The sequence below is a fragment of the Micromonospora sp. NPDC049107 genome (assembly GCF_040648595.1).
GTDB lineage: Bacteria > Actinomycetota > Actinomycetes > Mycobacteriales > Micromonosporaceae > Micromonospora.
The window spans coordinates 1,145,831-1,156,915 of the sequence record NZ_JBEZEC010000001.1; the positions used below are offsets into that span (position 1 = coordinate 1,145,831).

11 protein-coding genes are annotated in these 11,085 nt (G+C 72.4%); 9 read left to right on the forward strand and 2 right to left on the reverse strand.

Translation table 11 applies throughout. The features are described 5' to 3' along the window. The first annotated feature begins 40 nt into the window (after positions 1-40). The 5 genes from egtD to AB0B55_RS05150 all read left to right on the forward strand — a co-directional run bounded on the left by egtD (position 41) and on the right by AB0B55_RS05150 (position 2,734). The gene (egtD, locus tag AB0B55_RS05130) at positions 41-1,006 is read left to right on the forward strand and encodes an L-histidine N(alpha)-methyltransferase (protein WP_357118866.1); all 966 of its coding nucleotides are present in this window, start codon (positions 41-43) and stop codon (positions 1,004-1,006) included. A gap of 216 nt (positions 1,007-1,222) precedes the next feature. Next, entirely contained in the window at positions 1,223-1,810 is a 588-nt protein-coding gene (locus AB0B55_RS05135) for a TMEM165/GDT1 family protein (protein WP_357118863.1), read from the forward strand. Positions 1,811-1,849: 39 nt separating this feature from the next. After that, a complete protein-coding gene (locus AB0B55_RS05140) occupies positions 1,850-2,212 on the forward strand; it encodes a DUF1622 domain-containing protein (protein ID WP_357118860.1) in 363 nt (120 codons plus the stop codon). After that, on the forward strand, positions 2,209-2,532 hold the full coding sequence (locus tag AB0B55_RS05145; RefSeq protein WP_357118857.1) for a hypothetical protein: 324 nt from the start codon (positions 2,209-2,211) through the stop codon (positions 2,530-2,532). Before AB0B55_RS05140 ends, AB0B55_RS05145 begins: the two co-directional genes overlap by 4 nt. Positions 2,533-2,536: 4 nt before the next feature. Beyond that, complete coding sequence (locus tag AB0B55_RS05150; protein WP_357170530.1) at positions 2,537-2,734, forward strand: hypothetical protein; 198 nt, start codon at positions 2,537-2,539, stop codon at positions 2,732-2,734. 26 nt (positions 2,735-2,760) lie between these two features. Here the strand turns inward: AB0B55_RS05150 and nhaA are convergent, their stop codons facing one another. After that, the gene (nhaA, locus tag AB0B55_RS05155; RefSeq protein WP_357170533.1) at positions 2,761-4,110 is read right to left on the reverse strand and encodes a Na+/H+ antiporter NhaA; all 1,350 of its coding nucleotides are present in this window, start codon (positions 4,108-4,110) and stop codon (positions 2,761-2,763) included. A gap of 349 nt (positions 4,111-4,459) precedes the next feature. Here nhaA and AB0B55_RS05160 point away from each other — a divergent pair, with 349 nt between their 5' ends. Further along, entirely contained in the window at positions 4,460-5,920 is a 1,461-nt protein-coding gene (locus AB0B55_RS05160; protein WP_357118848.1) for a polysaccharide biosynthesis tyrosine autokinase, read from the forward strand. Here the strand turns inward: AB0B55_RS05160 and AB0B55_RS05165 are convergent. Further along, positions 5,901-6,455 carry a low molecular weight phosphatase family protein gene (locus AB0B55_RS05165; protein ID WP_357118845.1) on the reverse strand — a complete coding sequence of 185 codons (555 nt, stop codon included), beginning with the start codon at positions 6,453-6,455 and terminating at the stop codon, positions 5,901-5,903. The genes AB0B55_RS05160 and AB0B55_RS05165 overlap by 20 nt on opposite strands. A gap of 165 nt (positions 6,456-6,620) precedes the next feature. Here AB0B55_RS05165 and AB0B55_RS05170 point away from each other — a divergent pair, with 165 nt between their 5' ends. The 3 genes from AB0B55_RS05170 (at position 6,621) to AB0B55_RS05180 (ending at position 10,384) form a co-directional block, all read left to right on the forward strand. Beyond that, positions 6,621-7,868 carry a glycosyltransferase family 4 protein gene (locus AB0B55_RS05170; RefSeq protein ID WP_357170536.1) on the forward strand — a complete coding sequence of 416 codons (1,248 nt, stop codon included), beginning with the start codon at positions 6,621-6,623 and terminating at the stop codon, positions 7,866-7,868. A 97-nt stretch (positions 7,869-7,965) separates the two neighbouring features. Further along, positions 7,966-9,750, forward strand: coding sequence for a DUF4012 domain-containing protein (locus AB0B55_RS05175; RefSeq protein ID WP_357118839.1), 1,785 nt, complete (start codon positions 7,966-7,968; stop codon positions 9,748-9,750). A 13-nt stretch (positions 9,751-9,763) separates the two neighbouring features. Beyond that, complete coding sequence (locus tag AB0B55_RS05180; protein ID WP_357118836.1) at positions 9,764-10,384, forward strand: hypothetical protein; 621 nt, start codon at positions 9,764-9,766, stop codon at positions 10,382-10,384. Positions 10,385-11,085 lie beyond the last annotated feature (701 nt).

The window sequence follows — 11,085 nt, forward strand, 5'->3', positions numbered from 1 at the left end:
CTACGCGAGGTGTCTGACGACCACGATAGGGGCGGGGGCCATGAGCGCGGAACCGTTGGAGATCTACCTTGAGCCGCAGGACCTGGAGCGTGGCCTGCGGGCGGACGTCCGGGCGGGGCTGACGGCCGAGGCGAAGTGGCTGCCGCCGAAGTGGTTCTACGACTCGCGGGGCAGCGAGCTGTTCGAGGAGATCACCCGGCTGCCCGAGTACTACCCGACCCGGGCCGAGCGCGCGGTGCTCGCCGCGCACGCCGCCGACGTGGCGGCGCTGACCGGCGCGAAGACCCTGATCGAGCTGGGCTCCGGCTCGTCGGAGAAGACCCGGCTGCTGCTGGACGCGTTCACCCGCCGGGGAGGGCTGGGCACGTTCGTCCCGCTCGACGTCTCGGTCAGCGCCCTGCTCGGGTCGACGGCGCAGATCGCCGCCGACTATCCAGGGCTGCGGGTGCGGGGGATCGTGGGCGACTTCACCCGCCAGCTCGACCGGCTGCCGACCGGCGGGCGGCGGCTGGTGGTGTTCCTGGGCGGCACGATCGGCAACCTGTTGCCGGCCGAGCGGGCCGGGTTCCTGACCGCGATGCGCGCCGCGCTGGAGGTCGGCGACTGGTTGCTGCTCGGCACCGACCTGGTGAAGGACCCGTCGGTGATCGTGCCCGCCTACGACGACGCGGCCGGGGTCACGGCCGAGTTCAACCGCAACGTGCTGTATGTGATCAACCGGGAGTTGGGGGCCGACTTCGACCCGGAGGCGTTCGCGCATGTCGCCCGGTGGGACCCGGAGCGGGAGTGGATCGAGATGCGTCTGCGGGCGACGCGATCGATGCGGGTCCGGGTGCTGGACCTCTCGGTGGCGTTCGACGAGGGGGAGGAGCTGCGGACGGAGGTGTCGGCGAAGTTCCGCCCGGAGGGGGTGGCCGCCGAACTGGGCGCGGCGGGCTTCGCGGCGTCGCACTTCTGGACGGACCCGCGCGGGCTGTTCGGGGTGACGCTGGCGCGGGCGTGGTGAGCCTGTTCACCCGCGCCGTCCGGCCCGCTCGCTGATCGGTTAGGCTGGTCGCGCGAAGGGGAGTAGCCCCCAATGTCGTGGTCGACATACTGGTGCGTTCCGCATCCGGCCACGCGGCCCCGGTTCTCCGGGGCGGGCGAGACCTTCGACTCAGGCTGTCGCAGCCGGGTCGAGGGCGCCCCCGCACCTCCTCCCGGTCTGAACGGGAAGGATGTCATGGAGGGATTCCTCGCCGCGCTGGTCGTCAGCTTCGGCGTCATCTTCGTCGCCGAGCTGGGAGACAAGTCCCAGTTGATGGCGCTGACGTTCGCCACGCGGTTCAAGCCGCTTCCGGTGCTGATCGGCATCACCGTCGCCACGGCGGTGGTGCACCTGGCGTCGGTCGCCATCGGTTCGGGTCTCGGCGCCGTGCTGCCCACCGAATGGATCTCGCTGGTGGCCGGCGTGGCCTTCCTCGGCTTCGGCGCGTGGACCCTGCGCGGTGACAAACTCACCGAGGAGGAGAAGCGTAAGGCCGAGAAGACCAGCAAGACCGCGATCGTGGCGGTGTCGGTGGCGTTCTTCCTGGCCGAGCTGGGCGACAAGACGATGCTCGCGACGATCACCCTGGCCACCAAGTACGGCTGGTTCGGCACCTGGCTCGGCTCCACGGTGGGCATGGTGGCCGCGGACGCGCTGGCCATCCTGGTCGGCCGGATGCTCGGCCGCCGGCTGCCGGAGAGGACCATCAGGTACGGCGCCGCGGTGCTGTTCGCCATCAGTGGCCTCTGGCTGATCCTGGAGGCCGTGAACGAGCTGACCTGAGCGCCGACTAGCCGCCCCGGTGGCGGGTAACGCCTCCGGGTGGAGCCGGCGGAGCTGCTGCGCCACGGCGACCAGGTGCTGGTCGCCGTGGTGGAGGTGGCCGGCGCCCTGGTGATCGTCGTGGGCGCGCTCTGGGCGGCGGTGCGGTTCGTGGCCGAGGGGCTACGGCACCGCACCGCCGCCGTCTTCACCCCGATCCGCCTGTCGCTGGGCCGGTTCCTGACGCTCGGTCTGGAGTTCCAACTCGCGGCCGACGTGTTGCGGACCGCGGTGTCGCCGTCGTTCACGCAGATCGGCCAGTTGGCGGCGATCGCCACGATCCGGACGGCGCTGAACTACTTCCTGGGCCGGGAGATCCGGCAGGAGCAACGGCAGGTCACCGACGGGCGGCAGGGGACGTGATCGGCGGGCTGGTCGAGGCGGTGACCGCGCTGGCCCTGGTCACCGGGGTCGTCGCGGCGGTGTGCACCGGCGACGTGCGGGTCGCCGTACGCGTGCTGTTGGACCTTTTGACGGCGGCCGGCCTGCTGCGGCTCGCCGGGGATCCGGCGTGGGGTGGCCTGGCCTCCACCGCCGCGATCGTCGCGCTGCGGCAACTGCTCGCGGCGGCGTTGAGTCTCCCGCCGCCGTGGTCGCGGCGACAATCCCCGCCGCGCTGCGGGGGCGACGATCACCGCCTACCGTGGGCGGTACCAGAGAAACCGGGAAAAGCGGGAGGATAACCACATGAGCCGGCACGACGAACCGAACGAGTACGGATACGCCGGCGGCGCCACCGCTCCCGAGCCGCAGCCCGGCGGCAAGCCCGACGAGCAGGACCTCGCGGAGGAGGTGGCGGTGCCCGCCGACGACCTCACCGCCCCCACGACCGACGCCCTCGCGGACGAGACCGAGGAGCGGGCGCCGCACGACCGCCAGCGCTGAGCATGGCGGGTCGCGGGCCGGGCCGGTCACTCCCGTCCGGGCCGCTGGTAGACGTCGGGCACCCCGTCGCCGTCGGCGTCGAGGCGTTCCTTCTCGGCCACCCGCCGGTACGCGGCGTTGCGGCGGGCGAGCACGGCGGCGGCGAGCGCCGCGGAGATCACCGACCCGACGAGGACCGCCGCCTTGACCCGCTCGTCGGCCGTACTGCCCGCGCCGAACGCCAGGTCGCCGATGAGCAGCGAGACGGTGAACCCGACCCCGGCCAACAGGGCGATGCCGAACAGGTCGGACCAGGTGATGTCCTCGTCCAACTCGGCGCGCGTGAACCGGGCCAGCAGGTAGGTCGAGCCGAAGATCCCGATGCTCTTGCCGAACACCAGGCCGGCCACCACGGCGATCACCAGCGGGTCGGTCAGCAGGGTCCCGAGATCGGTGCCCCGGAGTGTCACGCCGGCCGCGAAGAGGGCGAAGACCGGCACGGCGAAGCCGGCGGACACGGGTCGCCACCGGTGTTCCAGGTGCGCGGCGAGACCGCCCGCGTCCGCCCCACCCGACTCCGCCCGGTCGGCCGTCGCGGCGGTGCCGCCCGGGGCGCGGCTCAGCACCGGCACGGTGAAGCCGAGCAGTACGCCGGCGACCGTGGCGTGCACGCCCGAGGCGTGCACCAGCGCCCAGGTGGCGGCCGCGAGCGGGACGAGGGCCCACCACCAGGTCCGGCCCCGCCGTACCAGCCACGCGAAGAGCCCGATCGGGGCGAGCGCGGCGAACAGCGGCAGCGGGTGGAAGTCGGCGGTGTAGAAGACCGCGATGATGGTGATCGCGAACAGGTCGTCGACCACGGCCAGGGTGAGCAGGAAGGCGCGCAGACCCTGGGGAAGGTGTGAGCTGACCACCGCGAGGACGGCCAGCGCGAAGGCGATGTCGGTGGCGGTCGGGATGGCCCAGCCCCGCAGTCCCTCGCCGCCCGTGCCGAGGAGCACGGCCACGTAGACCAATGCGGGCAGCGCCATTCCACCCAGGGCGGCCACCACCGGCAGTGCCGCGCGGCGTGGGTCGCGCAGATCGCCGGCGACGAACTCACGCTTGAGTTCCAGGCCCACCACGAAGAAGAAGATGGCGAGCAGGCCGTCGGCGGCCCAGGTGGCGAGGCTCAGGTCGAGGTGCCAGCGCTCGCCGCCCGGCCAGGGCACCCAGGCCCCGAGCCGGACGTACGCCTCGCTCCATGGCGAGTTCGCCCAGACCAGCGCGAGGACGGCGCCGAGCAGCAGCAGGGCGCCACCCACCGTTTCGGTGCGCAGCACGTCGGCCAGGTGCCGGGCCTCCGGCCAGGACGACCGCGCGAAGAGTCGGTCGCGGTGGGGGGTGCGGTCGGTCAAAGGGCTCACCTCTGGTGTCGGGACGGCAAAGATCCAATCGCCGACCAGACTTCCCGGCACACCGTTGTCGAGCCTATCCGCTCGGCGGTACGTCGTGATCGTGCGCGGCGCGACGCGGCGATCGAGATCGGCCCGCGGAATCGGTCGCCGACTTTTCCGGACGTCGCCGCTGCCGAATGGCCCTTTGTCGGGTTGGTCATGCGGGACGGCGCGGTTACCGACGCCGAAAATGCATAACTCCGGACATAAGTCCTATGAGGGGCTTTAATGGTTTCACGAGTTGACAGACGACCTTGGGGGTTTTCGTGAAGTTCTTTGGCGTAACCGGACCGGTCCGGAGGCAAGCCTGATGGACCTGCTTCGCCAATTGCGCCACGTGCGTCGGCACTGGTGGGTCGTGCTGCTCACGATCATGGTGTCCCTGGGCGTCTCGGCGTTTCTGACCGTACGGGCCCAGCCCCGGTACGTCGCCTCGGTGACCTTCTTCGTCACCACCCCCAACCAGGGCGTCTCCGATGCCTACCAGGGCGGGCTGTTCCTCCAGCAGCGCGTCAAGTCGTACGCCGACCTGCTCAGCAGCGACCGCCTGGCACAGAGTGTCGCGGCCGAGACGCCGGTCGGGCTCACCGCGGACGAGGTGCAGCGCCGGGTGACCACCTCCACCGAGACGGGCACCGTCCTGCTGCGCGCCTCGATCACCGACACCGACCAGGCCCGCGCCCTGCGGGTGAGCGAGACCCTCGCCGCGAAGTTCGTCGAACTCGTCCAGAAGGTCGAGACGCCACCCGAGGGCAAGTCACCCATCAAGATCGAGGTGGTCAGCGGCCCACGGGTCAGCGCGAGCCCCGTCTCGCCGAAGCCGCTGCGTAACCTCGTACTCGGCGGTCTGCTCGGCCTCGTCCTCGGCGTCGGCCTGGCGATCCTGCGCGGCGTCGCCGACGTCCGCCTGCGCGACGCCGCCGGCCTGCAACGCGCCACCGGAAGCCCGCTGCTCGGTGAGATCCCGTTCGAGAGCGCCGCCCGCACGTCCCCGCTGATCGTCGGCGACGCCGCGACGTCGGCCCGTGCCGAGGCGGTCCGCAAGCTGCGGACCAACCTGCGCTTCGTGGACGTGCACGAGCCGGCCCGGGTCATCGCCGTGACCAGCGCGTTGCAGGGCGAGGGCAAGACGACGATGTCGTGCAACCTGGCCATCGCGCTGGCCGAGGCGGGCTGGCGGGTGCTGCTGGTCGACGCCGACCTGCGACGCCCGAAGGTCGACGACTACCTGGGCCTGGACGCCGGTGTCGGCCTCACCGACGTGTTGGTCGGCGACGTCCAGGTCGGTGACGTGGTGCAGCGGTGGGGCGACAAATCCCTGCTGGTGCTGCCCAGTGGCTCCGCGCCGCCCAACCCGAGCGAGTTGCTCGGCTCCAAGGCGATGGCGGACCTGCTGCTCGCGTTGCGCGAGTCCGCGGACATCGTGATCATCGATACCGCGCCGCTGCTCGCGGTGACCGACGGCGTCGTGGTGGCTGTCCAGGCCGACGGCGCGCTGCTGGTGAGCCAGCAGGGTCGGACGTCGCGTACCCAGGTGGCCGCGGCGGCCCGCGCGCTGCACTCGGTCTCGGTGCGGCTGCTCGGCTGCGTGCTCAACATGGCGAAGGTGGCCAAGGCCGAGGCGTACCAGTACGAGGCCTACCGGGTGGTCGCCTCGACCGCCACGCCGTCGGTCCCGACCGACCGGGCCCCCGCCGCCCGGCACAGTGAGGACGCCGGGGTCAACGGTGTCAGCGACCGTACCCAGGAACTCACCCGGCTGCCCCGATGAGCGCGGCGAGGGGTCGTAGCGAGCGTTCGATCTCCTCGGCGCATCGACGGAAGTCGGCGACGGTACCGCCGATCGGGTCCCGAAGGTCGTCCGCGTCCGCAGCGGCGGGTTGCAGCCGCCCGCGGGCGCTGGCGGCGGCGGCGATGGCGGCCCCCAGCGGATCGTCGGTCGATCCGACGGGCGGTTCGGCCGCCGCCGCCAGCCGGCCGAACTGGCGCAGGGTGAACGTCCGGTGCAGCGCGCCGGGCGCGAGCGAGGTGCACACCGACCGCTGCCGCCGCGTCGCGGTCAGCACCAGCGTCGCCTCGGTCAGCTGTTCGGCACGCAGCGTACGGCTGCTGAACGCCGTCGGGTCGCCGCCCTCCTCGGCCACGACCTCCGCCGCGTACGGGTGCATGGCCATCCCGTCCATCGCGTCGGTGCCGGCGCTGGACACCAGCACGGGACGGTCGGCCAACAGCCGTCGGGCCAGGTGCTCGGCCATCGGCGAGCGACACAGGTTGGCGTGGCAGACGAACAGCACGCGGTCGGCCATCGGGAGCCCTCTCGTGGATGCGGACACGGGTCGCCGCACCGCGAGGGTGATGCGTCGACGCCGCTGGGCGCGCGGGGAGGGGTTGCCAGCATCCTACGCGGGCCGCCCCGTCGGACGCGGTGCCGCGCCGGCCGAGCCCGGTCCGCGCCCACCGGCGGTGCCGCGGTGAAGATCGGCATCCTGTCGTACCACTTCCCGCCCGAGCCGGCGTTCATCCCCGGCAGCCTCGCCGAGGAGTTGGCCGCGCGCGGGCACGAGGTCCGCGTCCTCACCGGATTCCCCGACTACCCGGGCGGCCACGTCTATCCAGGGTGGCGGCAGCGGTGGCACCACGAGACGCACAGCGACCGGCTGTCGGTCCGCCGGGTGCCGCGGGTCTCCGGCGGGGCCACCACCACCCGGGCGCGGATGGCCAGCTACCTGTCGTTCGCCGGGAGCGCGTCGCTGGCGGCCCGCCGGTTCCTGGGTGACGTGGACGCGCTCTACGTCTTTCAACTGCCGGCCACCACGTTCGCCACCGCCGCCGTCCTGCGGCTCCTCGCGAGGGTGCCGACGGTGCTGCACGTACAGGATGTCTGGGCTCGCGACGGCGTCGACGCGTCCGGCGGCGGCCGCTGGTTGGCGCGGATGGACGCCGCGATGACCCGCGTCTACCGGTCGGCCGCGCGGGTCGCCGTGGCCGCGCCGTCGATGCGCGACCTGGTGGTCGCGGCCGGCGCCGACCCCGGCCGGGTTCGTCTGGTCCTCAACTGGACGGACGAGCGCATCTTCTACCCGGCGACACCCGGCGCGGCGGCCCGGCAGATGGTCCGCCGGGATCGCCGGTGTGTGGTCATGCACGCCGGGACCATCGGACCCCGCCAGGGGCTGGAGACGGCGGTACGGGCCGCGGCCGCGCTGGACCGGACGATGGACCTGGTCCTGGTCGGCTCGGGCGCGGACGAGCGGCGGGTGCGGGGGCTCGCCGCCGACCTCAAGGCGGAGAATGTCCGCTTCCTCGAACGGCGCTCACCTGTCGACATGCCCGAGCTGTACGCCGCCGCCGACTACCAGTTGATCATGCTGCGCGACCTGCCCGAGCTTCGCGGCATGGTGCCGGGCAAGCTGCAGGCCGCGCTCTCGTGCGCCGCGCCGGTCGTCGCGTCGGCCGGCGGGGACACCGTCGAGCTGGTCGAACGCGCCCGAGCCGGGCTGTCCTGCCCACCCGAGGACTGGGCCGCGTTGGCCGACCGGTTCTGGCTGGCCGCCACCATCCCGCCGCCCGCGCGCGCCGAGATGGGCCGGCGGGGCCGGCAGACGTACCTGCGGGAGATGTCGCTGCCGGCCGGTGTCGACCGGATCGAACGGCTGCTGCACGAGGCCGCCGGCCGCGTCCCGCAGGGAGCCACGGCGTCGCGAGGAAACCTCGCGTAAAGGGCCAGAAATGCCTTAACGGTACGAGAGTCCTCGTAACGTGCTAAGAACGTCAGGGAATTCGACAGACTGTCCGATTCCTGGATCGGAGTGTGGTGTGACGGAGAGCGAACGACCGGGTCGACGACGAAGCCGGTCCCGGCGTCGCCGGCGCGCGCGACTGCGCCGGGCCCTGCTCGGCGCGCTCGTGGTCGGATCGCTGGTGCTGGCCGCGGGTGGGTGGATCGGTTTTCGCGGTTGGCAGGCGCGCGCGCACCTGCTCAATGCCGCCGGCCTGGCCCGGGAGTTGAGCGCTCAGGTCGTCGGCGGGGACACCGACCGGGCCCTGCGCACCCTCTCCGCCCTGCAGGAGCAGTCCGGCGCGGCCCGGACCGCCACGTCCGACCCGAGCTGGAGGCTCGGTCGGCACACCCCGGCGGCCGGTGACGATCTCGACGCGGTCCGGCTGATCGCCATCGCCATCGACGACCTGGCCCGGCAGGCGTTCCCCAGCCTGCTGCGCACGGACCTGACCAGCCTCGTGCCGGCCGGCGGCCGGTTGGACCTGGCCCGGCTCACGTCGGTCTCCGGCGAGCTGACCCGGGTCAACGACTCGGTGCAGGGCACCCGTCGGGACCTGGCCGCCGTGCCGGCCGACAAGCTGGTCAGCCAGGTCCGCCAGGCGCTGACCGATCTCCGCGGCGAGATCGACCGGTTGGCCAGCCTCACCGCTGCGGCCGACCAGGGCGCTCGGCTGCTGCCGCCGCTGCTCGGCGCCAGCGGCTCTCGGCGCTACCTGCTCGTCTCGCAGAACCTGGCCGAGCTGCGCGCGACCGGCGGCATGTTCGGCGCGTACGCGATGATCGAGGCCGAGGGCGGGCGGGTCCAGATGGGCCGGCAGGGCAGCAGCGCGTCCCTGGGTCGGTTCACCCCGGCGTTGAAGCTGCCCGCCGAGACCCGGGCGATCTGGACCGACCTGCCCGGCATCTACCCCGCCGACGTGAACCTGACCCCGCACTTCCCGACCGCCGCCGCCCTGTACCGGGAGATGTACCGGCGCAAGACCGGTACCACTGTCGACGGTGTGCTCGCCGTGGATCCGGTGGTGCTGTCCTACCTGCTCAAGGCGACCGGCCCGGTGCTGGTGCCCGGCGGGGCGCCGCTGGCCAGCGAGAAGGCCGTGCAGACCCTGCTCAACGAGACCTACCAGCGACTGGACACCACGCAGCAGGACGCCTACTTCGCATCCTCGGCGGCTGCGGTGTTTGACGCCTTCTTCACGAAGAATGTCAACCCCAGGGTGTTGTTGTCCGCATTTGACCGTGCTATCACGGAACGCCGGATATTGTTCTGGAGTGCTCACCCGGAAGAACAACGGACGTTCGGCAACAGCCGGATGGCCGGGACGCTCCCGGAACAGGACACCGTGCCGACGGTCGGCGTGTTTCTCAACGACGGCAGCGGCGCGAAGCTCGGCTACTACCTGCGGCCGACGGCGAGCCTCACGGTCGGCGAATGCCGGCCCGACGGCCGCCGCGAGCTCCGACTGCGGGTGACTCTGCGCTCGACGGCGCCGAAGTCAGGGCTCAGCAAGTCGATCCTTGGCCTCGGTCTGGCTGGCGACCCGTACACCGTGCGCACGCTGGTGTCGATCTTCAGCCCGGCGGGCGGCTCCGTGCTCGACGCCCGGCTCGACGGGGCCGAGACGGCACTGGGCAGCGGCACCGAACGCCGCCGCCAGGTGGCGACGGCCAACGTCGACATCGGCCCCGGCGTCGAGAGGGCGCTGGAGGTCACCGTCCTGACGGCCAAGACCGGCGTCGGGCAGGCCGAGCTGTGGCTGACCCCCACCGCCAGCCCTTGGACCACCCAAGTTCATTCCGCACGAAGCTGTGACCAGTAGGAGGGAACCAATCATGCGGCTATCCCGCATCATCATGGCGCTCACGGTCGGCCTGGCCGTGGTGGCCGTGCCGACGGCAGCGGGGGCGGCACAGCCGCAGCCGACGCCCAGCGGCACGCCTCAACCGCCGCCGTACCCGCCGGCCGCCGCGTCCCTGACCGTCAACCGGCCGACGATCTTCCTGGGCGAGACGGTCATCCTGACCGGCACCAATTTCGGCCCCAACGAGACCGTCGACATCTCGGTGACGGTAACCCCCCTCGCTGCCCCGGCCGCCGGCAACGCGCCGGCCCGCCGCAGCGACGGCACCACCGTGGCCATGGCGCCGGTGGCGTACCAGGCGAGCGCGCCGCTCAACTTCACGGCGTACACCGACGCCCAGGGGCACTTCACCAAGAGCTACAAGCCGTCGGTGACCGGTCTGCTGACCTTCACCGCAACGGGCCGCGAGTCCGGCCGGACCGCGAGCACCGAGCTGCGGGTGCTGCACCGCAAGCAGCCGCTGCCCGTCACCGGTGACAGCATCGGTACGCCCATGAAGCTCGGTGGCGGTCTCGTCGGCGCCGGCGCGATCATGCTGCTGCTGACCCTGGCCTGGCGTCGCCGCCAGCGCTTCGGCGGAGCCGCGCACTAACCGGCACCACAGCCGGGGCAGTGCCCCGGACGTACCTCGAACTGGCGCCCGTCGGATTGTCCCGGCGGGCGCCAGGTCACGTCGTGGGGCGGTGTGGCGTTCGCCCGGTCCACACCGCCTCGGCGTGATCGACTCCCGACCGCCAGTCGCGGGGGTGTCGACGACCCGGGACGCCCGCTTGGCGTCCGTCGGCGGCGGGCTCCTGCCACGCCGCCCCGATCGCCCCGATCGCCCCGATCGCCCCGATCGCCCCGATCGCCGTGATCGCCGTGATCGCCGTGATCGACACGAGGTCGCCGATATGGGGGCATCGACCGCTCCGGGATACCCCGAGTTCGCCGATCCGGAGTCGATCACCCAGGCCGACCACCGCGCGTGGGTGGTGTGTCCGGTTGTGGGGCCACTGTGGTGACCCGCTGCACCCGTGGGCCGGAATCGTGGCGGGCCGGGGGTCGTTACACCTCCCGACGATCGCAGGACCACGGCCGAGCCCCCCGCCCCCGGGGGGAGCCAAGCCCCCGGGAATGACCCCGGACCGCGGGTCGTTACACACGGTCCCGGCACGGCGAGCCCCGCTCACCGCGGATCGTCAGCCCCCGGGAATGGCCCCGGACCGCAGGTCGTTACACCCGGTCCCGGCACGACGAGCCCCGCTCACCGCGGATCGTCAGCCCCCGGGAATGGCCCCGCCCCCCGGGTCG

Excerpts from the sequence above, each read along its gene's own strand:
- AB0B55_RS05180 (WP_357118836.1), top strand. The coding sequence starts at position 9,764 with ATGCGGCTATCCCGCATCATCATGGCGCTCACGGTCGGCCTGGCCGTG.
- AB0B55_RS05135 (WP_357118863.1), top strand. The coding sequence starts at position 1,223 with ATGGAGGGATTCCTCGCCGCGCTGGTCGTCAGCTTCGGCGTCATCTTC.
- AB0B55_RS05160 (WP_357118848.1), top strand. The coding sequence starts at position 4,460 with ATGGACCTGCTTCGCCAATTGCGCCACGTGCGTCGGCACTGGTGGGTC.
- AB0B55_RS05150 (WP_357170530.1), top strand. The coding sequence starts at position 2,537 with ATGAGCCGGCACGACGAACCGAACGAGTACGGATACGCCGGCGGCGCC.
- egtD (WP_357118866.1), top strand. The coding sequence starts at position 41 with ATGAGCGCGGAACCGTTGGAGATCTACCTTGAGCCGCAGGACCTGGAG.
- AB0B55_RS05165 (WP_357118845.1), bottom strand. The coding sequence starts at position 6,455 with ATGGCCGACCGCGTGCTGTTCGTCTGCCACGCCAACCTGTGTCGCTCG.